Source organism: Stackebrandtia nassauensis DSM 44728, from assembly GCF_000024545.1.
Classification (GTDB): domain Bacteria; phylum Actinomycetota; class Actinomycetes; order Mycobacteriales; family Micromonosporaceae; genus Stackebrandtia; species Stackebrandtia nassauensis.
This window is the reverse complement of record NC_013947.1, coordinates 5,306,496-5,330,129: the sequence shown is the minus strand read 5'-3', so window position 1 is coordinate 5,330,129 and position 23,634 is coordinate 5,306,496. Positions and strand designations below refer to the sequence as shown.

Below are 23,634 nucleotides of genomic sequence, written 5' to 3'. Positions count from 1 at the left end.
TCACACCCCCTGTGGGTTGATGGTGTGGGCGTTGGCCTCGTCCTGCTGCTTGTAGGCGAACGCCATCCCCACCAGCTTGTCGGCGTCGTCGGTGACCGAGTCCGCCATCCGTTCCACTGTGGCACCGCCAGCCTCGATCACCTGCTGGTGCAGGTTGTCGAGAGCCTCGGCTCCGGTCGAGTTTCCGAACGCCGTCGACGGAATCACAATGGTCTGCCGCGCGGACATGATCGACTCGTACAGCAGGCGACCGTTCCACGCGCATTCCTTCGCGTGCTGTCCCAACAGCGCCGGGTTCGCGGTGACGTCGGCTTGGACTTGTGACATGTGTTTCTCCAGGGTTGTCGATTTCCGCACCCACACTGCAGTGTCGACCTTGTCGGAACCTTGTTGCCAAATCGCGTTCTATCGACTGCTGGACGCCCACTCGTTAACCTGGTCTACAGCTGGCCAGGTGAGGGAGGTAGGGGTGTGGGGATCATCGGACGTGACGAGATCCTCGGCCCGGCCGTGGCCGCGCTGCGGGATCGGAACAGCCTGCTGCTGTACGGACCGTCCGGGATGGGCAAGACCACGCTGCTGGACCGGCTGAGCGACACGGCTTCGCGGTGGGGGTTCCGGGTGCTGCGCGCGGCCCCGGCACACGTGGAGAGCCAGTTGCCGCACCTGGTCCTCATCGATCTGTTCGCCGAGCTCGTGCCCGAGGCGCACGGCATGCCCGCCCAGTTGCGGCAGGCCCTGACCGGGGTGCTGCTGCGGGGTTCGCGGGCCGCCAACCCGCCCGACGAGTTGACCGTGCGGGTCGCGGTGCTCGATCTGCTGCGCCGGGCCTGCGAGGAGCGGCCGGTGCTGTTGGTCATCGACGACGTCCAGTGGGTGGACGAGGCCAGCCGTGAGGTGCTCGCGTTCGTGGCGCGGCGGCTCGGCGACACCGCGATGCGGGTGCTGGCGGCCGAACGCGTCGACGGGCACGATCCGACGCGGCTGGCGCTGTGCCCCGAACCGGTCACCGCGATCGAGGTGACCCCGTTGGCGCCGGGCGACATCGCGGCGCTGCTGGACACGGTGGTCGACGGGCCGCTGTCGTCGCGGGTGGTGCGGCGGATCGCCGACGCCAGCGGCGGCAATCCGTTGTACGCGCTGGAGTTGGGGCGGCAGCTGGATCGCGATGAGGGCGAACCGGCCGAGTTCGATCCGCTGCCGGTGTCGCGTCGGCTGCGCACCCTGATGGCGGGGCGACTGGCCGGGCTCGACGAACCCACGCGCTGGGCGATGCTGCTGGCCGCGTTGGTGGCGCGGCCGTCGCTGGACCTGTTGGCCGCCTGTGACGCGCTGCCCGCCGACGACCTGGAATCGGCCGAGACCGCCGGGATCATCACCGTCACCGGCGACGGCGGCATCGCGTTCACCCACCCGCTGCTGCGGGAACTGGTCAACGCCGATGCCACCACGGCCTCGCGTCGCAAGGCCCACTCGGTGCTGGCCGCGGCGGTCGACGAACCGGTGGCGCGCGCCGTCCACCTGGCGTTGGGCAGTCCGGTCGCGGACGAGGAGATCGCCGCCTTGGCCGCCGACGCCGCCGAGGTGGCCGCGCACCGGGGCGCCCCGGGCAGCGCCGCCGACCTGGCGCAGCTGGCGGTGCGGCGCACCCCGCCGTGCGAGACCGACGCCGCCGCCGCGCGGTCGCTGGCCGCGGCCCGGTACGCGCAGACCGCCGGTCGGGTCCCCGAGGCGACCGAGTCGGCGCGCTCGGCACTGGAATCCGGTGCGGCGTCGGTGCGGGTGGAGGCGCGGCTGCTGCTCATCGACCTGGCGGGCCAGGATCTCGCCGAGGCCGACGCGCACCTGGTCGCCGCCCGAGTCGACGCGGCGGGCGACACCGCGCTGCAGGCGAAGGTCGCGCTGTACACCGGCACCATCGACTATTTCGAACGGCGCTACGACCACGCCGCCGTGGAGGTGTCGCGGGCCGAGGAACTGGCGCACGAGGTCGGCGACGTGGATCTGGCGATCCAGGCGCTGAACCTGCGCGCCTGCCTGCCCGCGTCCGAGCAGAGTGGCGAGGCCGACAAGCAGCGCGAGGCGGCGTTCCGGCTCGCGGAGGGCCGCCCGGTCAGCGCCTCCACGATCGAGGCCCGGCAGATGTGGGCGATGAACGCGCTGTTCCGGGGCGACACGACCGTCGCGGTGCGGGGCATCTCGCGACTGGAGGCCGACGTGCGCGACCACGGCCGCATCGGGGATCTCATGTCGGTGTTGCTGTCCAGCAGCTCGATCCACGTGCGATCCGGCGACGGTCCCGCCGGGCTGCGCGCCGGACGCGAGTGCGCGCGGCTGTTCGAGGACGCCGGGGCGCCCGGCCCCGGACTGGTGTCCGCCGCGCAGGCCGAGTGGTGCGCCGGTACGCCCGAGCGCGCGCTGGAGGCCGCCGCCCGCGCGATCGCCGTCAGCCAGGCCGTCAACGACGACGAATGGCTGGAGGTCGGCTTCGCGTACCAGGGACAGGCGCTGCTGCTGGCCGGTGACGTGGCCGCCGCGGCCGAGGCGTTCAACCGGGCCGCGCGGCTACAGACGCTCAGCCAGCACGGCGACCCCGCGATCATCCCCTGGAACGCCGACCACGCCACGGCTTTGGTGGCCGCCGGTGACCTGGACGCCGCCGCGACGGTCCTGGACGACCTGACCGCGCGCGCCTGCCGTTTCGAGCGGCTGGTCGTGCTGTTGGGCGCGGCCCGGGCCAGGGCGCTGTACCTGGCGGCGCGCGGCGAACCGGCACGCGCCGCGGAAGGGCTGGCGGACGCGCTGCGCGAGTACTCCGCCCGTTCCTACCCGATCGACGTCGCGCGCGCCGAGCTGACGCTGGGACGGTTGCACCGTCGGATGCGGCACCGCTCCAAGGCGCGCCGGGCCTTCGCCCGGGCCGTCGAGCTGACCACCGCGATCGGCGCCGCGCCGTGGCTGGCGCTGGCCCGTGGCGAACTCGCGCGGCTGGACAGCGGCGCGGCCCCCGCCCGGGACCTCAGCGACGCCGAGCAGCGCATCGTCGACCTGGTCGCCGAGGGCGCCACCAACCGCGACATCGGCACCGCGCTGTTCCTGTCGGTCAAGGCGGTGGAGGCGCGACTGTCGCGGCTGTACCGCCGCTTCGGCGTCCGCAACCGGGCCGGGCTGCTGTCCAAGCTGGGGGAGCGCGGCGGCGGGCACGCGTCCGGCTCAGACTGACGGATTTAAGATCATCGACCCTTGCGGGCATGCATACCCGGCATGCATTGATGGCGGCATGGCCGTGCCCGGGTGAGGGTTTTCCCTTGCCGCCACCCTTGCCACGGCTTTCGGGTGGTGACTTCGCGGTGACGGACGACTCACGATGGCTCGCGACACGGCCAGCCAATGGCCCGGCACCAATGGGAGGCCGTGTCACCCCACACCCCTTAGGAGAACCCCATGAAGAGAACGACAGCCAGGATCTGGGGCTTCGGCGCTGCCGTGGCCCTGGGTGCGCTGGCGGTCGCCGCTACGGCCATCCCGGCACAGGCCGCCAGCGACGACCCCGGCACCCGCGTGGTGGGCGGCTCACCGGCCGCCGACGGCGACTATCCGTGGGCGGTGCACCTGTCCATGGGCTGTGGCGGCTCGCTGCTCACCGAGCAGGTGGTGCTGACCGCCGCGCACTGCGTCGACGGCACCGGCGAGAACGGTGACATCACCGCCCAGTATGGAAGCACCAAACTGGACAGTCCAGATGTGAAGGAGTACAAGTCGGCCTACGTGCACCAGTCCGAGACCTACGCCAGTGACGGCAAAGGGGACTGGGCGCTGATCAAACTGGCCGAACCGGTCGCCGACGCGGTGACCATCCCGATGGCCGAGACCCCGGACCTCGACGAGGGCCCCGAGTTCCAGATCCTTGGCTGGGGCGACACCGAGGAGGGGAGCGGCCAGGGATCCAACGAACTGTTGCACGCCACCGTCGGGTTCATCGACGACGAGACCTGCGCCAAGGGCGAGGGCGAGGCGTACAAGAACTTCGATCCGCAAGGCGAGCTGTGCGCCGGCAACTGGGAAGAGGGAGGTACCGACACCTGCCAGGGTGACTCCGGAGGCCCAATGGTCACCAAGAACGCCGAAGGCGAGTGGGTTCAGGTCGGCGTGGTCAGCTACGGCGAAGGCTGCGCCCGTCCCCGCGCCCCCGGCGTCTACACGCAGGTGAGCAACTGGCACGGCGACATCACCGCCGCGCTGGACGCGCTGCCGTAACGCACTTCTCGCGAGGGGCCCAGTGCCCCCGGTATCGCCGCGAACCTCCCCATGGTTCGCGGCGATACTCTGTATTCAATACTGCACATATGCCTCGTTTTGAGCTTCGGCGTGCGCAGGTGCTGACCGCCGTGTCGGTCCTCGGGCTGGTGATGCTGGTCGTTCCGGGCAGCGCGCCGGTGTCCGGTCCGCGGGTGGACGTGTGGCTGACGACGACGTCAGACGCGGACGGCCGGGTCGTCGACAAGGGACTGGAGCCGCAGCCGTCGACGCGGTTCGGCGAGAGCGATCCCGCTGCCGGGCAACTGATCGAGGTCGACCAGGGCACCACGTACCAGGAGTTCGAGGGTGGCGGAGCGTCCTTCACCGACACCGCCGCGTGGCTGATGCGCGGCAGCGGCGCGCTCGACGAGGCCGACCGCGACAAGGTCATGGAGAAGCTGTTCGACCGTCGCGAGGGGATCGGGCTGGGATTCCTCCGCAATCCCATGGGCGCCAGCGATCTGGCGCGCTACGCCTACTCCTACGACCGCACCTGTTGCGACCTGTCGGACTTCTCGATGGACAAGGACGCCGACGTCATGGCGTTGACGAAGCAGGCAGCCTCCATCAATCCCGGGATCACGGTCAAGGCGGTGCCGTGGAGTTCACCGGCCTGGATGAAGGACAACAACGACATCGAGCACCGTGGCTGGCTGCGCCACGAGTACTACGACGAGTACGCGCAGTACTTCGTCAAGTACATCCAGGCCTATGCCAAGGCTGGTGTCGACATCGACTACGTCTCGCCGCAGAACGAGCCCGGCTGCTGTTACGGCACCGACTATCCGTCCATGAACTGGAACGCCGATGCCTTGCGGGCGTTCACCAAGGACCACCTGTGGCCCGCGTTCCGTAAGGCGGGCATCGACACCAAGACGCTGGTGTTCGACTGGAACTGGAAGAACTTTCCCGAGATGGGTGCCGAGCAGCTGGCCGACGCCGAACTGGTCGACGATCCGCTGTTCGGTGGGATCGCCTGGCACGGATACGCGGGCGATCCCTCGACGCAAAGCGAGGTCCACAAGCAATACCCGGGCGTGAAGTCGTTCAACACCGAGAACTCCGGCGGTGGCTGGGTGGACGACCAGCAGCGCGAGGACATGCTCAACCTGATCGACTACACCCGCAACTGGGGACGCAGCTGGGTCAAGTGGAGCCTGGCGATGGACCAGAACAACGGTCCCACCAGCGGCGGCTGCGGTACCTGCACCGGACTCATCACCGTCCACAACGGCGGCAAGCGACACGGGCAGGTCGACTACACGGTCGAGTACTACACGATGGGGCACCTCACCAAGTTCGTCGAACCCGGCGCGGTGCGCGTCGCCTCCACCGACGGTGCGGTCCGCAACGTCGCCTGGCGCAACCCCGACGGCTCCACGGCGCTGATCGCCTACAACGACACCGACAAGCCGCGAACGATCCGGATCAAGGCTGACGGCCACTACGCGTCCTACCGGCTGCCCGCCCGCGCGTCGGCGACGTTCACCTGGGGCGGCTGAGACAAATTATGTAGATCGGTCTATTATTCGAGACGTGGCGGCAAAAGGACTTCAGACCCGGGCCCGATTCATCGAAGCGGCCCGCACCCTCGTCGAGGCGAAGGGCTACCACGGCACCGGCCTCAACGAGGTGCTGGCGCTGGCCGGAGCCCCACGAGGCTCGTTCTACCACCACTTCCCACGCGGCAAGGACCAGCTGATCGGCGAGGCCCTGGCCGCCGCCGGTCAGGAACTCGACGACATGGTGAACGCGCTGGCCGAGACGGCGACGTCGTCGCGCGAACTCGTCGCGGCGTTCCTTGAGGTGCTGGCCGAGCGGATGACCGAGGCCGACTACGCCAAGGGCTGCCCGATCGCGACGGTGGCACTGGAGGTCGCCTCGAGCAACCCGCAACTGCAGGCGGTCTGCGGCGGCATCTACAGCGCCTGGCAGGAGCGGCTGACGTCGGCTCTGCTGGCCGAGGGACGCGACCCGGTCGAGGCCGAGGACCTCGGGGCGACGGTGCTCGCGCTGATCGAGGGCGCGCTGGTTCTGGCCCGCGCCAACCGAAGCCGGGTGCCCATCGAACGGTCCGCTCGCCAGATCGCGCGGTTGCTCGGCATGGACTGAACACGCTGACCCTGGACGGGTATCCGTCTTTTTGCTCTCAAATTATGTAGATCGGTCTAGATAGGAACAGTGACATGACAGCGAACACCCCTCACCGTCCCGACGCCGTCGTCTTCGGCGCCACCGGTTTCCTCGGCCGCTGGACGACACTGGAACTGCTGCGGCAGGGCCGCTCGGTCGCGGCGGTGATCCGGAAGCCCGGTGGCCTGGCGGCCTCGGGGCAGACCCGGGAAGCCGAGCTTCGCGGATGGTTTACCGACCACGGCGCGAGCACCGAAGGCCTGACGGTTGTCGGCGGGGATCTCACCAGCGATGCCGCTCTGGGCATCGACGCGGCGGACGAGCGGCGGCTGGGCGACGTCCGCGACGTGTTCAACCTTGCTGGTAACTACCGGTTCGGGATGGCGCGTCCTGAAGCGCGCATCGTCAACGTCGACGGTGCTCTCAATGTGCTGAACTGGGCCGCCGCTCGGCGGGACCTGCGCCGACTGATCCATGTGTCCGGGTATCGGGTCAGCCCGCGTGATGAGCCCAGGTACCCGATCCCGGAGTCTGAACTGGACCGGCTTTATCGGACGATGGGCGCGTACGAGGCGTCCAAGATCGAGGCCGACGCGGCGGTTCGGGTCGTGGCCGACCGGCGCGGTGTTCCGCTGACCGTGGTGAATCCGTCGGCCGTGATCGGCCACTCCGAAACCGGCGAGGCCGGTCAGTACATCGGCCCGGCGGAACTGGTTCGCCAGCTGTGGAACGGGAAGCTGCCCGTGCTGCCGGGTACGGCTGAGACTTTCGTTCCTGTGGTTACAGTGGACTACGCCGCTAAGTTCCTGTGCGCCATACCCGAACACGATTCGCTCCCTGGTGGACGGCACTGGCTGCTCGACGATGAGACGCCTCGGTTGCCTGAGCTGGTGTCGCTTGTGGCTGAGCGGTTCGGGGTGCGGGCGCCTCGTCGGCTCGTGCCTGTGGGTGTGGTGCGTCGTCTGCCCGCGGCGATTACTGGTGCTGATCCCGAGACGTTGACGTTCCTGTCGGAGGATCGGTACGACACGGGCTCGGCCGATCGGGTCGCGCGCTCGGCGGGGCTGTCGCATCCGCCGGTGGAGACCGCGTTGCGTCGGTGGGCGGATCGGCTGGTGGCGGACGGGTTCGGGACGCTGTCGGCCGTGTCGCCGGGAGGGTTCGCGGATGTCGCGGGTTCGCAGACGTACTTGGCGGGGGATCGGATCACGCCCGATGTGGTTCTGCTGCATGGGTTGCCGCTTGACGGTGAGTCCTGGCGGCCGGTGCTGGGTGAGCTGTCCACGGCGGACGCTAGCAGTGGTTTGTCTACACTGGTCGCTGATTTGCCGGGGCTGGGGCGGTCGGCGGGGAGCGCGGTCGACGTCGGGGAGTGGATGGCTGATTTGTTGGCGCCGATCCGGACTCGGCCGGTCATCGTCGCCCACTCGGCTGCGACGGCGCTGGCGTTGCGGTACGTCGCGTCTGAGCCCGAGAAGGTCGCGGGGCTCGTTCTCGTGTCGCCGTACTTCATTCAGCGACGCACTCCCGCGCCGTTGCGGATTCCGGCGATCACGGCGCCGGTTCTCAAGCGATTGCCTCGTGCGCGCCTGGATGCGCTGCTCGGTGTGGCTGAGGCGGCGACCGCTGCGGCCGGTGCCCCTGGCGTGACCGCGAGAGCCGCGAACGCGATGGCTGCAACGGCCACGACCGGCGCAGCAGCCACGACCGCCGCAACGGCCGCCAACGGTGCGATCGCGCCCGCCGCGACCGAGGCGGCCGTCGAAAGCGCCGCCGCGTCACTGCGCCGTCCCGGCGTCGCCCGTCGCATGGCCCGCATGCTCAAACACGGTGGCCGGTCCGGTGAGCGAGCCGCGCTGGAACGGCTGCTGCGGGACCTCCCGTCGAGTGTGCCGCTCCACATCGTCCACGGCGAGCATGATCCGCTGATCGGTGATCCGGGTCCCGGCACCGTGTCCACAATCCCCGGAGCTGGGCACAATCCACAACTGACACACCCCGCCGCTGTCACCGCGATCCTGCGGGAGGTGACGCTCGCGACGCGGATCCCACGGTGACCGCGATCGATGGCCCCGGGCCGAGTCCGTGCCAGCTCACGATCGTCGGGTTCGACGTCCTCGGCCTGGCCGTTAGCTTGTAGCCGAGCCGAGCCGAGCCGAGCCGAGCCGAGCCGAGCCGAGCCGAGCCGAGCCGAGCCGAGCCGAGCCGAGCCGAGCCGAGCCGAGCCGAGCCGAGCCGAGCTCCGCTGCGCTCACCGGGAACGGCTCACCGCCTCGGCGGCTCGCCGCCGGGGCCTCAGCTCGCCGACGGCACTGGCACCGACCAGCACCAGCGTGAACCCCACGCCCGCGAGGATGGCCACCGACGGCGAAGCCGCGCTCTGCACCACACCCGCCAAGCCCGCGCTGGCCGCGTAGCCGACACCCACCGCCGCGTACAGCACCGAATACGCCGCCGCGTGCGCGCTGGGCGGCAGCGCCTCGCGCAGCGACAGGTTCCGGGTCACCTGTACACCCGACGCCAACAAGCCCGCGACCAACAGCGCACCCGCGATCCACACCAGCGAACCCGCCACCCCGACGAGGGCCACGCAGCCCGTGACACCCAGCAGCAACACCAGGCTCTGGGCCCGCAGCGAGCCCGGCCAGGAACCGCGCAACCCGTACAAGGCCGCCCCGGCAGCTGACGCGATCGCGAACCCGGCCAACAGCGGTCCCGCCCAGCCGACCCCGATCCCGCGCTGCTCCAGCAACGCGGGCAGCACCAGCTCCGCCAACGCCAACATCGACAACGCCGCCGCCCCGGTCACATAGATCGGCCAACCCCGCAACAGCGTGCGCGCCATCGAAACCCCCGCGCGATCATCGTCGTCCGCCGTCCACCCGGCGGGCAACGCCCACATCCCCGCCGTCGCCGCGGCCAACAGCGCGGCGGCCAGCAGCAACGGCGACGGCGGCGCCACGCTCAACGCGAGCACCGTGGCCAACGCAGGCGACACCGCCCACACCGCGTACGTCAAGACAGACTCCGCGCTCAACGCCTTCACCACCAGCGACTCGGGCAACCGCGACGTCAGCAACGCCCGCAACCCACCCGTCGCGGCGGCGGGCGCCGCCCCCGCGAGCGCCGCCAACGCCCCCAACACCAACGGATCCCCACCCGGCATCAACCCCAAGCCCGCGAACGCCCCCGCCCCGACGGCCATCCCGATCGCCAACGGGACCCGAGCCCGCTCCGGCCGCAACCGCGGCCCCAACACCACGGCCCCCACGACCTCACCGATCACATACGCCGCCGCCAATCCAGCCCCCACCGCGTACCCACCCGCCCGCTCCCGCACCAGGAACACCAAAGCGAGCGGCGCCATCGCCACCGGCAACCGGGCACTGAACGCGACCAGTGCCCACACCAGAACAGGACGAGTGGCGAGCTGGCGATAACTCATACGGACCTCCCGGGGCTTCGACGGCATCGATTGTCGTCAACGCCACCGACACTCCCGAAAATTCACCCCCCAAAGTAGACCCGCCACCCGCACGAGTTCCGCCACCGAAGTCGTGCCGGTTTCGTCCTCGGCGCCGATACCGTCCCCACCAGCCCCCGAACCCGAAGGAACCGCCCATGAAACGGCCCCACCTCAACCGCCGGACCGTGCTCTACGGCGCGGCCGCCGCCACAGCCGCCACAGCCCTCGGCATGGGCGCCTCCCGTTTCGCCCAAGCCGACGCGGGCCACCCACCGAACCTCAGCGCCTACGACCGCAAGGTCCTCGCCGACAAGCCGGTGGCCTACTGGCGGCTGTCGCACCCCTCCCACGGCAAGGAATACGACCAGGTCAACGGCCACCTGGGCACCTACTACAACGTCACCAAGACCACCCGGCTACCCAACGGCGACGGCGGCGCGATCTTCAACGGCGCCAACGGCTACTTCCGCGTCCCGAGCCACAAGTCGTTCAGCATCACCACCACCGGCCGCCTCACCATCGAAGCCTGGATCAGCCCGCACACACTGGAATTCGCCAAGGACGAACAATCCGGCTACGTCCACTTCATCGGCAAGGGCAAGAAATCCGGCTCCGGCGGCGACCGCGAATGGGCGGGCCGCATCTACTCCAAGACCAACGCCGAGAACCGTCCCAACCGGATCTCCGGTTACGCGTGGAACCCGTCCGGCGGCTACGGCGCCGGTTCGTACTTCCAGGACGCGATCCGCGTCAAACAGTTCATCCACTGGGCGATCGCCTTCGACCTCAACGAAGGCAAGTACGGCACCGTCCGGGTCTACCGCGACGGCAAACTGCGCCAGGGAACCGAACTGGTCTACCGCAAGGGAACCGAGGACGAGGTCATCGTCGTCCCCAAACCCGGCACCGCCCCGGTCCAGGTGGGCAGCCGGGACGGCAAGTCCTGGTTCAACGGCGTGATAGCCAAGGTCGCCATCTACAACCGCCGTCTCAGCGAAACCCAGCTGCGCCCCCACGCCGACCTCATGCACGCCTGACAGCCGGGGAGTGCCGAGGGATCACCGGCACTCCCCTCATCCGTCAGCCGCAGTACTTGCCCTTCCAGTGCACCGCACGGATATAACCGGTACCGACCTCGCCGTAGGCCAGGACGTTGACACCCGGCTTCATACACAGTGGGCTCACGCCACCCTGCGTGTCGGTCACCTCGATCTGCTGCCGACGTCCCTGCGCGTCACAGTTGTTCCACAGCGAATCGTGGTCGGCGTCGATGTACCACTCCTCGCACGGCACCTCGGATCCCGAGGCCGACGCGTGGGCCGAGGCCGCGCTGGTGGGGACGGCGACGGCGACCGCGGCGATGGCGGTCGCCGCCGCGATCCTGATGAACTTCCTCAAGGTTGTCTCCTCTGTGGTGGGGGCGCCCGAACCACCGGATTCGGGTCTGGCAAACCCTTTCTACGACATATCACCTGAACCGGTTCAATCCCAACCCAAAACCCCGCTTCACATAGGATTGCCTCCGACCCGACCGCTACCCAAAAGGCGTTGACGCCGTGACGATTCCCGGAATCCCCGAAGCGACCACCGTGGCCAAGACCGGCGCGGCGGTACTGCGTGGCATACGAGCGGCGGATCGTCCCGCTTACTGGCCCAACATCCGAGAAGGACTGTGGGAACTGGTCGAGATCATGCACCAGTGGCACAAGATGGCACTGGAGACCAGCAACTACGTGCGACTACGCGCCGACGAACTCCGCGAAGAGCGCAAATCCCAACGCAGGGGCCGCAGCGGCAAGAGCGGCGACAGCTGGGGCGCCAGCAACGCCGGTGGCGGCGGCTGGGGCCGTCGCGGCAACTACGAGCGGGTTCGCGCGGACATACAAGACGTGCTCAATCCACCGATACCACTGGTCAACTACCTACGCCCCAAGCGCCGCCGCTCCTCCCAACGCCGCAATCTACGCACCGTCCTACGTATCTACTGCCCCGAACTGCTCGACGAGTGCGAAGCCGCATTCGAAGCCCGAGGCGAGTGGGTACTGCGGCACCGCGAGACCCTCGACGACTGGCTGGAATCGGGACCCTCGGACCCCGAACTACGGAAATTCAAAGCCAAAATGGACGAAACCGCCGACGCCCTACTCCAAGCGGCGAACAAGCTCAGCGAGTTCATCCGAGACACCTTCCCGCTGAACGACCAGCCCTAACGCTCCACGGCCAACTCCCCAAGCTCCGACCAGTCCTCCTGATCGACGGAAGTACTAACGATCCGAGGCGTCTCCGCCAGATACTGCGGCAACGTCTGCTGGGCCTGAGCGAAATGTGCCGACTGAACATGGGCAGCCCCGGCGTCCTGATCCCGAAACGCCTCAACCAGCACATACTCGTTCGAGTCATCGAGGCTGCGCGACCAGTCGAACCACAAACACCCGGGCTCAGAACGAGTGGCCTGGGTGAACTCAGCGGCGATCTCGGCCCAGCGCTCGGCATGCTGGGGCAGAACCCGGAACTTCGCGGTTATGAAAATCATGCCGCGAATGCTAGTTCGAACCGATCCAGCACGGCGGCCTCCCGCCCTCAATTGGTTAGCGCGCCGCTTGAAGCCCCACGTACACGCGCTGTGGCATCCCCCACATCAGTCAACTATGGACCGATACGCCGTCGTCTTCGATGTCGAAGCGATCTTCGACCAAAGGAGTACTTGATGCACGGCAAACGGAAACGGCGGATGATTCTCGGGAGCTTGGCGTTTGGCGTCGCCATGGCTGGCACCCTGGTGTCGGGCGTGGCCCACGCGGACGAACCCGAAGCTCGCAGCCCGCACTGTGACTACGTCGCGCTGCAGTCCGTCAAGATCAGGGCCAAGCCAACGACAAACTCCACGGCCCTCGACCTGCTCGCCAAGGGCAAGCGCATCGACTGCGACAGCCAAGCACAGGTCGGCGGCAAGTTCCGCGACTGCGGTGGTGGCGACGTGTGGAACCGCGTGAACTACAAGGGACGCAAGGCGTGGGTCGCCAGCAACTGCGTCCGCTGGGAACCGTCCTAACCAACAACTCCCTCACCTGAATGCGGCGCATCCGCTCATGCTCCTAGCGCACGATGCTCGCGAGCCGAGCTGGGTCGAGCCGAGCTGGGTCGAGCCGAGCCGAGCCGAACCGAACCGAGCTGGGTCGAGCCTGGCTCCGGGTAGCGACACGAGGCCAACCCCGCCCGCGGCTTCGCCGCTGCTGACCAGGAGCGACGACTCACGAGCTCGGTCGCTGACCAGCGGTGGGGTGGGTGGGAGCCAGCCAAGGACGAGATGTTGAGGCGGGGGACGAGGAGCAGCGACGGGGATATATGGCCCCGCAGGGAAACGAGGCGAGGCTTGGGCGTCGATAACGCATCACTGGAGTGAGTGAGGACTTGGTGACGTTGTCGGAAATCTCGGAGCGGACCAATCGAAGCTTCAGCACGGTTGATCACTGGGCGACTGGGCGTCGTGGCTCCGGGGACTTTCCAGTGCCTAAGTTCGCGCGGCCGCGAAGCAGTCTTTACTCGTGGTCTGAGGTCGCGATGTGGTTGCACAGCAAGGGCGTGGTGGAGCTTTCGGAGGCTGATATTGAACTCGCGCAAGTCTGCGAGGTCGCTGACGCCATGATCCGGAGCCGGAATCTGCAAGAGAAGCTTCCGGCGCCTGACCGAAAGACGCTGGTTGATGTGGTGGCGGCCATGACGACTCGGTTGGCTTTCAAGTAGCTGAAGATGCCCAGGGCATTAGAAAGTACCGCTGGCTAACGGTGGGGGCGGGTGGGAGCCAGCCGGGGATGTGAAGTTGAGGCGGGGGACGAGGGGCAGCGGCTGGGGGCATGGCCCCGCAGGGAAACGGGGCGAAGGTTGAGCCTCGCTTGGCGAGTGGGTGGGTAGGGGGTGGCCGCGCGCGGCTGGGTGTCGCGCGCGGGCTGGGTGACTGGTGCGGGTGGCTAGTCGTCGGCGTTCTTGCCGGTTCCGCGGGCGTCGCCGGAGTCGGAGGCCGAGCTGTTGTTGTCGGACGGGTTCTTCTTGTCGGAACCGGGGGCTTCGGACTTGTCGGATTTGGTGGAGTCGCTCGGATCGGTTGGGTCGGTTGGGTTGGTGGAGTCGGTGGTGTCGTCCGTGGTGCTGCCGTTGTCGGCGACGGTTCCGGAGTTGGCGTCGACGGTTACGTATTTGATGGTGCCGCTCGCGCAGGTGAGTTCGACGTCCCATATCGGGGTGTTGGCCGTGTCGTAGAAGAGGGCCGCTGTTGCTTCGCAGTCCGGGTACTTGGCTTCGGCTTTGTCGGCGGCTTCGGCGATGTCAAGGGTCGCGCTGGGGATGGGTGCCAGTTTGGTGTTGTCGGTGGGGGAGGTGTCGTTGGCTTGGGCGGCGGTGGCCGTCGCCAGGGTGCCGCCGGCCAGCAGCATGCCGGTGAGACCAGCCAGAACCAGGGCACGGCGGTGGGAGAGAAGAGACATGGGTGGTGCCTTTCGGTTGTGTGGTTGTGACACCACCCATGTTGCGATGTGGTTGCTTAGCGTGGGCTTAAGTGGGCTTGGCTGGTTTTCAGCTTGTCCAGGTTGGACGGAGCGGCATCGCGGGCAGGAGTTGGTCGCCCAGTTTGACGCCCAGCATTTGGTGTAGTTGGATGCCGTTGTGCTCGAAGCCGAGGCGACAGCCCACTAGGTACAGTCGCCAGGTTCGGGCGGTTTCCAGGCCGACGAGTTTGACCGCGTCGTCCCAGTTGCGTTCCAGGTTGGCTTCCCAGGCCGCGAGGGTCAGCGCGTAGTGTTCGCGCAGGTTCTCGGCGTGCTGGACTTCGAAGCCCGCGTCGTGCATGTGGGTCATCAGTGGACCCGGGCCCGACAGGGCTCCGTCGGGGAAGATGTAGCGCTCGATGAAGCCGCCTCGGGCGATCGCCGGGCCCTTGCTGTCGGGTTTGGTGATGCAATGGTTGAGGAGGCGGCCGCCGACCTTGAGTTTCGAGTACAGGGACGAGAAGTAGGATGCCAGGTTTTCTCGTCCGATGTGCTCGGTCAAGCCGATGGAGGAGATGACGTCGTATTCGTCGTCGGGTACGTCGCGGTAGTCGAGGAATTTGACTTCGGCGAGGTCCTGTAGGCCCTGGTCGACGATGGCCTTTTGGGCCCATTCGGCTTGTTCCTTGGACAGCGTGACGCCCAGGGCCTTGACGCCGTAGTGCTTGGCGGCGTGCCTGACCATGCCGCCCCAGCCGCAGCCGACGTCGAGCAGGCGCATGCCGGGCTTGAGGTCGAGCTTGCGGGCAACGAGGTCGTGCTTGGCCCATTGGGCCTGTTCGAGGGTGGTGTCGTGGGATTCGTACACCGCGCAGGTGTAGGCCATCGAGTCGCCCAGGAACAGTTCGTAGAAGTCGTTGCCGACGTCGTAGTGGTGCGAGATCGCGTCGGCGTCGCGGGACTTCGAGTGCGATCGGCCCGACAGGTGCGCTTCGCGCGCCGGGATCGGTGGGCGTTTCAGGAGTTTGAGGCCGCCCAGTGCCGACCACAGTTTCACGAGCTCCAGTTTGGGGAGCTGGACTTCCAGCATCCACAGTTTCTTCATGAGCTCGTAGAGGTCGCCGGCCACGTCGACGGCGCCGGTGATGTAGGCCCGGGCCAGGCCGAGTTCGAAGCGGCGGGCACTGGCCAGGTAGTTCAGTGCCGTCTGGTCCCGGACGTCCAGGACGGGCGCGTCCGGTCCGGCGGGGATGGCGCTACCGTCGTAGGCGCGAAATCCCACCGGTGGGTCGTTTCCAACGATGCGGGTAAATACTTCAGCGAGTTGCACTATCCGTCACCACCTTGTCGTAAAGATCTGGGAGTCGTGCGCCGGGGTCGTATCGCTGCTTGAGTTCGTCGTAGGCTTCGCCGCCGTAGCGGCGCCGGAACTCATCGCGGTCATAATGGACTGTTGAATACAGTGACTTGTGGCCACCGAGTTCGTCAACGAGGTTTTCGACGAAGCGGTTGTGGTGGTCGGGCGCCTGGCCCGGACGCAGCATCGCCGTCGCCCAGAAGCCGAAGTTGACGTAGCGTTCGCCGCGGTCCAGCGGGTACAGCGGCCAGGTGCGTTCGCCCGACAGCTGGAGGGGGCACAGCCACAGTGGGCGGATCGGGACGTTGGCGCAGAACTCGCGCAGGAACTCCGGCGCTCGCGACAGTGGAATCTCGACGTCCTGGATCACGGCCTCGCGGCGTTTGCCCTGCAACGCGTCGATGCGGCGGGTGATGCCGACGCGGCGGTCCAGCGCCACCAGGCGACGGTATACATCGGAGCGGCGCAGCGGTTGCGGCCACAGGCGACGGATGACCGGGTTCTGGACGCCCAGCGCCGCCGAGCACCAGAACCAGTCGGTGTCCCAGCGCCACAGGTAGTCGTGGACGGTGAGGCGGTCGCTGCGGCGGCGGCGCAGCGATTTGTAGTAGACGTGTTCCTCGGTGTAGTCCGAGACCGGTCCGGGTTCGTCGGTGAACCGGCCCAGCGACAGGTAGGTCTCGCCGGGGCCGAAGGCGACGCCGTCGAGGAAGTCGACCTCGCCGCGTTCCCAGATCTCGCCGAGCGCGGCGAAGGCCGCGTCGGGGTCGTCGAAGCGGCGGTACTCCAGCGCGACGGTGTTGGAGACCGGTTTGAGGTCGATGATCAGCCGCACCGCGTATCCGAGCGAGCCGTAGGAGTTGGGCAGGCCGCGGAACAGCGGGTCGTCGGGGTGGACGGTGACGATCTCGCCGGAGCCGGTCAGCACGTCCATCTCCAGGACGGACTCGTGTGGCAGACCGTCGCGGAACGAGGTCGACTCGATGCCCAGGCCCGCGACCGCGCCGCCCAGCGTGATGGTCTTCAGCTGCGGCACCACGTGCGGCATCAGCTTGTGCGGCAGGGTGGCCGCGACGAGTTTCTCGTAGGTGATGAGGCCGCCGACCTCGGCGGTGCGGTTGTCGGGGTCGATGGCGATGACCGAGTCCAGGCCGTCGGTGGGCAGTCCGGGGCTGGAGTCGCGGCCGCCGAAGCGGAACAGGTTGGAACTGGGTTTGGCCAGCCGCACCCGGGCTCCGGCGGGCAAGGCGAGCAACGCCGCCCGCAGTCGCGCGACACTGGCGTCATGCTCGTTCCGGGACATGGAATCAAGCTAGTACGGTTTGCTTGCTTTTTGCCACCACTGAGACAATCCTGAGACGCAGGCCGCATATTTGTGCAGTTGAGTGCTCAGTGTGAATGGACTCCGGGAGTGTCCGTCGCTTTAGCTCATTGACCGGTCCCGCGCGGCGGGGCTAGGGTGGGCCATTGTCGAATGATCGTCCCGTTACCGGAGGTAGTCGTCGTTGAGTTTGCCGCGTGGTGTCGAGGTCAAGGGTGAGATGGGCGAGCGGTTCGCCGAGATCCTCAGTCCGGAGGCCCTGGATTTCCTGGCCGTCCTGCATCGGGAGTTCGCCGGACGGCGCGCCGAGCTGCTGGCCGCGCGAGCCCGGCGGCAGGCCGACTTCGACGCCGGGGCCGGGCTGGACTTCCTGGCCGAGACCGCCGCGGTGCGCGACGACCCCGGCTGGCGGGTGGCCGAACCGGCTCCCGGGCTGGTCGACCGGCGGGTCGAGATCACCGGGCCGACCGACCGCAAGATGACCGTCAACGCCCTCAACTCGGGTGCCAAGGTGTGGCTGGCCGACCTGGAGGACGCGAACACTCCACTGTGGGAAAACGTTGTCGCGGGGCAGCTGAACCTGCGCGACGCCCTGGACCGGACCATCGACTTCGACGCCGGGGGCAAGCAGTACCGGCTCAAGCCCGCCGGGGAGCTGGCAACGATCGTGGTGCGGCCGCGCGGCTGGCACCTGGACGAGAAGCACCTGCTGGTGGACGGCGAGCGGATGTCGGGCTCGCTGGTCGACTTCGGGCTGTACTTCTTCCACTGCGCCCGCAGGCAACTGGAACGCGGGCACGGCCCGTACTTCTACCTGGCGAAACTGGAGAGCCACCTCGAGGCGCGGCTGTGGAACGACGTGTTCGTCCGGGCGCAGCAGCTTGTGGACATTCCACGCGGGACGATCCGCGCCACCGTCCTCATCGAGACCGTCACGGCGGCCTTCGAGATGGAGGAGATCCTGTACGAGCTGCGGGACCATTCGGCCGGGCTCAACGCGGGGCGTTGGGACTACCTGTTCAGCATCATCAAGAAGTTCCGGGCCCGGGGCGCGGAGTTCCTGCTGCCGGAGCGCAACGCGGTGACGATGACGGCGCCGTTCATGCGCGCCTACACCGAACTGCTGGTGCGCACCTGCCACAAACGCGGCGCCCACGCCATCGGCGGGATGGCCGCGTTCATCCCCAGCCGCCGCGATCCCCAGGTCAACGCCACCGCGCTGGACAAGGTGCGCGCCGACAAGTCGCGCGAGTCCGGCGACGGCTTCGACGGCTCCTGGGTCGCGCACCCCGACCTGGTGCCGATCTGCCGGGAGGAGTTCGACAAGGCGCTCGGCGAGAACGCCAACCAGCTCAACCGGTTGCGCGAGGAGGTCTCGGTGACCGCCGCCGACCTGCTCGCGGTGGACGCCGACCCGAACCAGATCACCCGCGAGGGGCTGCGCAACGACATCACCGTCGCGCTGCGGTACCTGACGGCCTGGCTGGGCGGCACCGGCGCGGTCGCGATCTTCAACCTGATGGAGGACGCCGCCACCGCCGAGATCTCGCGCTCGCAGGTGTGGCAGTGGGTGCACAACGGCGTCACGCTCGCCGACGGCGCGACGGTGGACGCCGAGCTCGTCGAGGGCATCATCGCCGAGGAACTCAAGACCATCGCCGCCGAACCCGGTGTCGACGCCGACCGGCTGGAACAGGCGACGCGACTTTTCCGCGCGGTGGCGCTCGACGACGACTACGCCGAGTTCCTGACGCTCCCCGCGTACGAGGAGATGCCCTGACCCGGAGGTGATCGACAATGGACGTGACGGGGCTGGCTCCGGCGTTTCGTGAGATCGTCGGCGCGGACGCCGTCATCACCGATCACCAGGAGCTGCGCACCTACGAGTGCGACGGCCTGACCTCGCACGCGGCCGTGCCGGGCATCGTGGTGCTGCCGACCAGCGCCGACCAGGTCGCCCGGATCGTGAGGACCTGTGTCGCCGAAGGGGTCCCGTACGTCGCGCGCGGTTCGGGCACCGGCCTGTCGGGCGGGGCGCTGCCGCGCGCCGACGGGGTTCTCATCGTCACCTCCCGGATGCGGCGCGTTCTCGGCGTCGACGTCGCCAACCGGATCGCCGTCGTCGAACCCGGGGTGGTGAACCTCGCGGTGACGCGGGCGGCCTCCCCGTCCGGGTACTACTACGCTCCCGACCCGTCCAGCCAGCAGATCTGCTCGATCGGCGGCAACGTCGCCGAGAACTCCGGCGGCGCGCACTGCCTGAAGTACGGGTTCACCGTCAACCACGTCCTGGGCCTGGAGATCGTGACCCCGCAGGGGGAGTTGGTGCGGCTCGGTGGGCCCGCGGTGCAGTACCCCGGCTATGACCTGGTGGGCGCGTTCGTGGGTTCGGAGGGCACGCTCGGCATCGCCACCGAGGTGACGGTGCGGCTGTTGCGGGCGCCCGAGGACGTGGCGACCCTGTTGGCGGCCTTCGACTCCATCGACGCCGCCGGGGCCTGCGTGTCGGCGATCATCGCGGCGGGCATCATCCCGGCCGCGATCGAGATGATGGACGCGACCGCGATCGCCGCCGTCGAGGCGGCGGTGGCCTGCGGTTACCCGCCCGGGGCCGCCGCGGTGCTGATCGTCGAGGTGGACGGACCGGCCGCCGAGGTCGCCGCGCAGCTGGACCAGGTGCGCACCCTCGCCGCCGAGGCCTTCGACATCCGCGTCGCCGCCGACGACACCGAACGGGCCGCGATCTGGAAGGGCCGCAAGTCCGCGTTCGCGGCCATCGGGCACACCTCGCCCTCGTACATCGTCCAGGATGGAGTCGTGCCGCGCACCGCGCTGCCCGCCGTGCTGAGCCGGATCGAGACGCTGTCGCGCGACAGCGGTATCGCCGTGGCCAACGTCTTCCACGCCGGGGACGGCAACCTGCATCCGCTGGTCATGTACGACGACAAGGTCGCCGGTGAGACCGAACGCGCCGAGGAGGTGTCGGCCGCGATCCTGGACCTGTGCCTGTCGCACGGCGGATCACTGACTGGCGAACACGGGATCGGGGTAGACAAATCCCGGTATATGCCGCGGATGTTCTCCGACGCGGACCTGGACACGATGCAACTGCTGCGCTGCGCCTTCGACCCGGGCGGCTTGTGCAACCCGGGGAAGGTGTTCCCGACGCCGCGCTTGTGCGGCGAACGGCCAGGTCACCGCAAGGGCGTGCATCCGCTTGCCGAATCCGGGAAGGCGGAATTGCTGTGACGACGGAGATCTTCGACCGACTCGCCGAGGCCTGCGACGGCCGGGTGACGCTGGGGACCAGCGAGGACGCGGTGTGCGGCCTCGTGCCGTCCTATGTGGCGGCACCCGGTTCGGAGGGGGACGTGGCGGCGCTGTTGCGGGTGGCCGACGAGTGCGGGCTGTCGGTGACGCCGCGCGGGGCCGGAACCAAACTGCACTGGGGCCCGACGCCGCGCGGCTGCGAACTGATCCTGGACATGAGCCGGTTCGACCGGGTCATCGACCACGCCGACGGCGACATGGTGGTGGAGGTCGAGGCCGGTTGCCGGCTGGACCGGCTGTCCGAGACGCTGGCGGTGGCGGGACAGCGGCTGGCCGTCGACGTCCCCCGCTACGACGACGACACCCACGCGGTCGGCACCGTCGGCGGCCTCATCGCCACCGGCCACGCCGGGCCGCTGCGACTGTCCTATGGGGCGGTCCGGGATCTGCTGCTGGGCGTGACGATGGTGCGCGCCGACGGCGTCGTGGCCCGCGCCGGTGGCCGGGTCGTCAAGAACGTCGCCGGTTACGACCTCGGCAAGCTGTTGACCGGTTCCTTCGGAACCCTGGGCGTGGTCACCTCGGCGATCTTCCGGCTGCACCCGCTGCCCGAGGCGACGGCCTGGGTCGCGGTCACCACCGCCGATCCGGCCGGTGCCGCCCGGCACGCCTCGGCGCTGATCGACTCGCAGCAGGTACCGACCACCGTGGACATGGACCGGCCCGGCGTCACCGCGCCGATCACCGTGGCGGCCAGCTTCGAGGGCACCGCCGAGGGAGTCGCCGCGCGCGCCGTGCGGGCCGCGGCCGCCGTGGACGGCAAGGTCATGGTCAATCCCGTCAACGGGCACGCCGAACACGTCGCGGCCGGTGCCGACAGCGAGGTCGTGGCCGAACCCGACCCCGGCGGCGCGGCCACCGAGCCGCTGGTGTGGCACGGATCCTGGCCCGACAGTCCACACGGAACCCTGGTGGCGGTCACGGTGCCGCCCGCCGCGCTCCCGGCCGCGATGGAGGCGGTCGCGCAGGCCGCCCGCGCCAACGACCTCGACGTACCGGCGCGCGGCAGCGCCGTGGGCGTCATCCACACGGCGATTCCGCCGGAGGCCGAACCCGGAACGGTGGCCTCCTTCGTGGCGGCGCTGCGCGACCGGGTCCGCGGCCGCGACGGCAGCACCGTCGTGGTGCACGCGCCGGACGCGGTGCGCCAGCGCGTCGACATGTGGGGGCCGGTCGACGACGGGGCGCTGGATCTGATGCGCCGCGTCAAGAACGAGTTCGACCCCAGGCACCGGCTCAGTCCGGGCCGCTTCGTCGGAAGGCTGTGAACCCAGGATGGACGCGCCGGATCTGAAACGACTCGCCGACACGTGCGTCCATTGTGGTTTCTGTTTGTCGACGTGCCCCACCTACGAACTGTGGGGACAGGAGATGGACTCGCCGCGCGGGCGGATCCAGCTGATGAAACTGGGTCTGGAGGGCGCCGAGCTCACCGATTCCACCGTGAACCACATGGACCGGTGTCTGGGGTGCATGGCCTGCGTGACGGCCTGTCCCTCGGGGGTTCGCTACGACGTCCTCATCACCGCCAAACGCGCCGAGGTGGAGGAACAGCATCCGCGCACCGCTTCGGAGCGCTGGCTGCGGCGGCTGATCTTCGCGCTGTTCCCGTATCCGCGCCGGTTGCGGCTGTTGCGGTGGCCGCTGCGGATCGCGCAGTGGCTGCGGTTGGACCGGCTCGCGACCCGGACGCTGTCGCGGCGGGCCCCGCGACTGGCGACGATGGCGACACTGGCGCCCCGCGCGGGTGCGCGTCCCCGACTGCCGCAGCGGATCGCGGCGTCGGGCGACAAACGGGCGACGGTCGGCATGCTCACCGGCTGCGTCCAGGGCGAGTTCTTCCCGCAGGTCAACGCCGCCACCGCGCGGGTGCTGGCGGCCGAGGGCTGCGAGGTGGTGATCCCACCGGGGCAGGGCTGCTGCGGGGCGTTGTCCCTGCACACTGGACGGCGAGCCGAGGCGACGAACTTCGCCAAGGCCACGATCGAGGCGTTCGAGGCCGCCGGGGTCGACACGATCGTCGTCAACGCGGCCGGTTGCGGCTCGGCGATGAAGGAGTACGACGAACTGTTCGCCGACGACCCCAACTGGGAACGACGGGCCCGCGACTTCGTCGCGAAGGTCCGCGACGTCAGCCAGTACCTGGCCGAACTGGGGCCGCGCGGGCCACGACACGCACTGAACCTCACCGTCGCCTACCACGACGCCTGCCATCTGGCCCACGCCCAACGGGTGCGGGCACAACCGCGCGAACTGTTGCGCGGCATACCCGGGCTCGACGTACGCGAGATCGCCGACGCCGAGATCTGCTGCGGTTCGGCCGGTGTCTACAACATCCTGCAACCGAAAGCCGCGTCCGAACTGGGCGACCGCAAGGCCGCCAACGTCCTGGACACGAACGCGGAACTGCTGGTCTCGGCCAATCCCGGCTGCGCCATGCAGATCGCCGCCGCCGTCACACGACGCGGCGAGTCACTGCCGGTGGCGCACATCGTCGAAGTCCTCGACGCGGCGATCCGTGGCGACGATCCCGCGAAACTGCTCGATCGAGGCTAATGCCCCGACAGTCGTTGGCCGGCGCGGATGACGGCCATCGCGAGCCGGTCGCCGGGGCGGCGGCCCAGGCGTTCGATGGGGCCCGACACCGAGATGGCCGCGACGACGCGGCCGGTGCGGTCGCGGACCGGGGCCGAGACCGAGGCGACGCCCGCCTCGCGTTCGGCGACGCTTTGGGCGTAGCCGCGGCGGCGGACCTCGGTGAGGGTCTGGGCGGTGAAGCGGCACTTGGGAAGCAGCGGCAGCACGGCCTCGGGGGGTTCCCACGCGAGCAGGACCTGGGCTCCGGAACCGGCCGACATGGGCAGGACCGCCCCGACCGGGACCGTGTCGCGTAGTCCACTGTGTCGTTCGGCGGCGGCGCAGCAGATGCGCTCGTCGGCGCGGCGCCGGTAAAGCTGGGCGCTCTCGCCGGTCTGGTCGCGCAGCAGTTTGAGTATCGGTTCGGCGGCCTGCAACAGGACGTCGGGAGTGGTGTTGGCCAACTCGCCCAGTCGCGGGCCCGGACGCCAGCGGTTCTCGTGGTCGCGCACCAGCATGCGGTGGGCCTCGAGGGCCTGCGCGAGCCGGTGGGCGGTGGCCCTGGGCAGCCCGGATTTGTCGACGAGTTCGGCCAGGCTGGCGCCCTCGGCACAGGAGGTGAGGATCAACACGGCCTTGTCGAGTACGCCGACACCACTGATACTGTTTC

21 protein-coding genes are annotated in these 23,634 nt (G+C 68.8%); 13 read left to right on the top strand and 8 right to left on the bottom strand.

Translation table 11 applies throughout. The features are described 5' to 3' along the window. Positions 1 to 327 (bottom strand): hypothetical protein, encoded by a 327-nt coding sequence (locus tag SNAS_RS24815; RefSeq protein ID WP_013020228.1) that lies wholly within the window; start codon positions 325 to 327, stop codon positions 1 to 3. Between the two features lie 144 nt (positions 328 to 471). Between SNAS_RS24815 and SNAS_RS24810 the strand changes: the two genes are divergently transcribed. From SNAS_RS24810 to SNAS_RS24790, 5 genes are all read left to right on the top strand, one after another. After that, positions 472 to 3,222, top strand: a complete 2,751-nt coding sequence (locus tag SNAS_RS24810) for an AAA family ATPase (protein ID WP_013020227.1) — start codon at positions 472 to 474, stop codon at positions 3,220 to 3,222. Between the two features lie 222 nt (positions 3,223 to 3,444). Continuing rightward, positions 3,445 to 4,257: a S1 family peptidase gene (locus SNAS_RS24805; RefSeq protein WP_013020226.1), complete on the top strand. Its 813-nt coding sequence runs from the start codon at positions 3,445 to 3,447 to the stop codon at positions 4,255 to 4,257. An 89-nt stretch (positions 4,258 to 4,346) separates the two neighbouring features. Next, positions 4,347 to 5,801 carry a glycoside hydrolase family 30 protein gene (locus SNAS_RS24800; RefSeq protein WP_013020225.1) on the top strand — a complete coding sequence of 485 codons (1,455 nt, stop codon included), beginning with the start codon at positions 4,347 to 4,349 and terminating at the stop codon, positions 5,799 to 5,801. 34 nt (positions 5,802 to 5,835) lie between these two features. After that, the gene (locus tag SNAS_RS24795) at positions 5,836 to 6,411 is read left to right on the top strand and encodes a TetR/AcrR family transcriptional regulator (protein ID WP_013020224.1); all 576 of its coding nucleotides are present in this window, start codon (positions 5,836 to 5,838) and stop codon (positions 6,409 to 6,411) included. A gap of 74 nt (positions 6,412 to 6,485) precedes the next feature. Then, positions 6,486 to 8,489, top strand: coding sequence for an alpha/beta fold hydrolase (locus SNAS_RS24790; RefSeq protein ID WP_013020223.1), 2,004 nt, complete (start codon positions 6,486 to 6,488; stop codon positions 8,487 to 8,489). Between the two features lie 194 nt (positions 8,490 to 8,683). Here the strand turns inward: SNAS_RS24790 and SNAS_RS24785 are convergent, their stop codons facing one another. Beyond that, complete coding sequence (locus SNAS_RS24785) at positions 8,684 to 9,877, bottom strand: hypothetical protein (protein WP_013020222.1); 1,194 nt, start codon at positions 9,875 to 9,877, stop codon at positions 8,684 to 8,686. A 176-nt stretch (positions 9,878 to 10,053) separates the two neighbouring features. Between SNAS_RS24785 and SNAS_RS24780 the strand changes: the two genes are divergently transcribed. Beyond that, on the top strand, positions 10,054 to 10,935 hold the full coding sequence (locus tag SNAS_RS24780; RefSeq protein WP_013020221.1) for a LamG-like jellyroll fold domain-containing protein: 882 nt from the start codon (positions 10,054 to 10,056) through the stop codon (positions 10,933 to 10,935). 43 nt (positions 10,936 to 10,978) lie between these two features. Here the strand turns inward: SNAS_RS24780 and SNAS_RS24775 are convergent, their stop codons facing one another. Beyond that, complete coding sequence (locus SNAS_RS24775; protein ID WP_013020220.1) at positions 10,979 to 11,296, bottom strand: hypothetical protein; 318 nt, start codon at positions 11,294 to 11,296, stop codon at positions 10,979 to 10,981. Between the two features lie 158 nt (positions 11,297 to 11,454). On the opposite strand from SNAS_RS24775, the gene SNAS_RS24770 reads away from it, so the two are divergent. Next, entirely contained in the window at positions 11,455 to 12,108 is a 654-nt protein-coding gene (locus SNAS_RS24770) for a hypothetical protein (RefSeq protein ID WP_013020219.1), read from the top strand. Here SNAS_RS24770 and SNAS_RS24765 read toward each other — a convergent pair. Continuing rightward, positions 12,105 to 12,431 carry a putative quinol monooxygenase gene (locus SNAS_RS24765; RefSeq protein WP_013020218.1) on the bottom strand — a complete coding sequence of 109 codons (327 nt, stop codon included), beginning with the start codon at positions 12,429 to 12,431 and terminating at the stop codon, positions 12,105 to 12,107. The genes SNAS_RS24770 and SNAS_RS24765 overlap by 4 nt on opposite strands. Positions 12,432 to 12,662: 231 nt before the next feature. Between SNAS_RS24765 and SNAS_RS24760 the strand changes: the two genes are divergently transcribed. Together SNAS_RS24760 and SNAS_RS24755 are read left to right on the top strand one after the other, a co-directional pair. Then, entirely contained in the window at positions 12,663 to 12,950 is a 288-nt protein-coding gene (locus SNAS_RS24760; RefSeq protein WP_144300629.1) for an SH3 domain-containing protein, read from the top strand. A 455-nt stretch (positions 12,951 to 13,405) separates the two neighbouring features. Next, positions 13,406 to 13,642, top strand: coding sequence for a hypothetical protein (locus SNAS_RS24755; protein ID WP_144300628.1), 237 nt, complete (start codon positions 13,406 to 13,408; stop codon positions 13,640 to 13,642). Positions 13,643 to 13,866: 224 nt separating this feature from the next. Here the strand turns inward: SNAS_RS24755 and SNAS_RS24750 are convergent, their stop codons facing one another. From SNAS_RS24750 to SNAS_RS24740, 3 genes are all read right to left on the bottom strand, one after another. Then, complete coding sequence (locus SNAS_RS24750) at positions 13,867 to 14,379, bottom strand: PepSY domain-containing protein (RefSeq protein ID WP_013020215.1); 513 nt, start codon at positions 14,377 to 14,379, stop codon at positions 13,867 to 13,869. An 88-nt stretch (positions 14,380 to 14,467) separates the two neighbouring features. Then, positions 14,468 to 15,709 carry a class I SAM-dependent methyltransferase gene (locus SNAS_RS24745; protein WP_013020214.1) on the bottom strand — a complete coding sequence of 414 codons (1,242 nt, stop codon included), beginning with the start codon at positions 15,707 to 15,709 and terminating at the stop codon, positions 14,468 to 14,470. Next, entirely contained in the window at positions 15,696 to 17,039 is a 1,344-nt protein-coding gene (locus SNAS_RS24740; RefSeq protein ID WP_013020213.1) for an FAD-binding oxidoreductase, read from the bottom strand. Before SNAS_RS24740 ends, SNAS_RS24745 begins: the two co-directional genes overlap by 14 nt. A gap of 202 nt (positions 17,040 to 17,241) precedes the next feature. On the opposite strand from SNAS_RS24740, the gene aceB reads away from it, so the two are divergent. From aceB to glcF, 4 genes are read left to right on the top strand one after another with little or no spacing between them, the layout of a single operon-like run. Then, positions 17,242 to 18,837 carry a malate synthase A gene (gene aceB / locus SNAS_RS24735; RefSeq protein ID WP_041625155.1) on the top strand — a complete coding sequence of 532 codons (1,596 nt, stop codon included), beginning with the start codon at positions 17,242 to 17,244 and terminating at the stop codon, positions 18,835 to 18,837. A gap of 17 nt (positions 18,838 to 18,854) precedes the next feature. Further along, on the top strand, positions 18,855 to 20,306 hold the full coding sequence (locus SNAS_RS24730; RefSeq protein ID WP_013020211.1) for an FAD-binding oxidoreductase: 1,452 nt from the start codon (positions 18,855 to 18,857) through the stop codon (positions 20,304 to 20,306). Next, the gene (locus SNAS_RS24725) at positions 20,303 to 21,655 is read left to right on the top strand and encodes an FAD-binding oxidoreductase (RefSeq protein WP_013020210.1); all 1,353 of its coding nucleotides are present in this window, start codon (positions 20,303 to 20,305) and stop codon (positions 21,653 to 21,655) included. The genes SNAS_RS24730 and SNAS_RS24725 overlap by 4 nt, the downstream gene beginning before the upstream one ends. 7 nt (positions 21,656 to 21,662) lie before the next feature. Next, positions 21,663 to 22,943, top strand: coding sequence for a glycolate oxidase subunit GlcF (gene glcF, locus SNAS_RS24720; RefSeq protein ID WP_013020209.1), 1,281 nt, complete (start codon positions 21,663 to 21,665; stop codon positions 22,941 to 22,943). Here glcF and SNAS_RS24715 read toward each other — a convergent pair. Continuing rightward, positions 22,940 to 23,626 carry an IclR family transcriptional regulator gene (locus tag SNAS_RS24715; RefSeq protein WP_041626818.1) on the bottom strand — a complete coding sequence of 229 codons (687 nt, stop codon included), beginning with the start codon at positions 23,624 to 23,626 and terminating at the stop codon, positions 22,940 to 22,942. The two genes, glcF and SNAS_RS24715, sit on opposite strands and share 4 nt — an antisense overlap. Positions 23,627 to 23,634: the final 8 nt, after the last annotated feature.

What these genes read in the sequence shown, in the direction of transcription:
- SNAS_RS24815 (WP_013020228.1), bottom strand. Translation starts at nt 327, where the DNA reads ATGTCACAAGTCCAAGCCGACGTCACCGCGAACCCGGCGCTGTTGGGA.
- SNAS_RS24805 (WP_013020226.1), top strand. Translation starts at nt 3,445, where the DNA reads ATGAAGAGAACGACAGCCAGGATCTGGGGCTTCGGCGCTGCCGTGGCC.
- SNAS_RS24800 (WP_013020225.1), top strand. Translation starts at nt 4,347, where the DNA reads ATGCCTCGTTTTGAGCTTCGGCGTGCGCAGGTGCTGACCGCCGTGTCG.
- SNAS_RS24790 (WP_013020223.1), top strand. Translation starts at nt 6,486, where the DNA reads ATGACAGCGAACACCCCTCACCGTCCCGACGCCGTCGTCTTCGGCGCC.
- SNAS_RS24785 (WP_013020222.1), bottom strand. Translation starts at nt 9,877, where the DNA reads ATGAGTTATCGCCAGCTCGCCACTCGTCCTGTTCTGGTGTGGGCACTG.
- SNAS_RS24780 (WP_013020221.1), top strand. Translation starts at nt 10,054, where the DNA reads ATGAAACGGCCCCACCTCAACCGCCGGACCGTGCTCTACGGCGCGGCC.
- SNAS_RS24765 (WP_013020218.1), bottom strand. Translation starts at nt 12,431, where the DNA reads ATGATTTTCATAACCGCGAAGTTCCGGGTTCTGCCCCAGCATGCCGAG.
- SNAS_RS24760 (WP_144300629.1), top strand. Translation starts at nt 12,663, where the DNA reads ATGGCTGGCACCCTGGTGTCGGGCGTGGCCCACGCGGACGAACCCGAA.
- SNAS_RS24750 (WP_013020215.1), bottom strand. Translation starts at nt 14,379, where the DNA reads ATGTCTCTTCTCTCCCACCGCCGTGCCCTGGTTCTGGCTGGTCTCACC.
- SNAS_RS24740 (WP_013020213.1), bottom strand. Translation starts at nt 17,039, where the DNA reads ATGTCCCGGAACGAGCATGACGCCAGTGTCGCGCGACTGCGGGCGGCG.
- SNAS_RS24730 (WP_013020211.1), top strand. Translation starts at nt 18,855, where the DNA reads ATGGACGTGACGGGGCTGGCTCCGGCGTTTCGTGAGATCGTCGGCGCG.
- glcF (WP_013020209.1), top strand. Translation starts at nt 21,663, where the DNA reads ATGGACGCGCCGGATCTGAAACGACTCGCCGACACGTGCGTCCATTGT.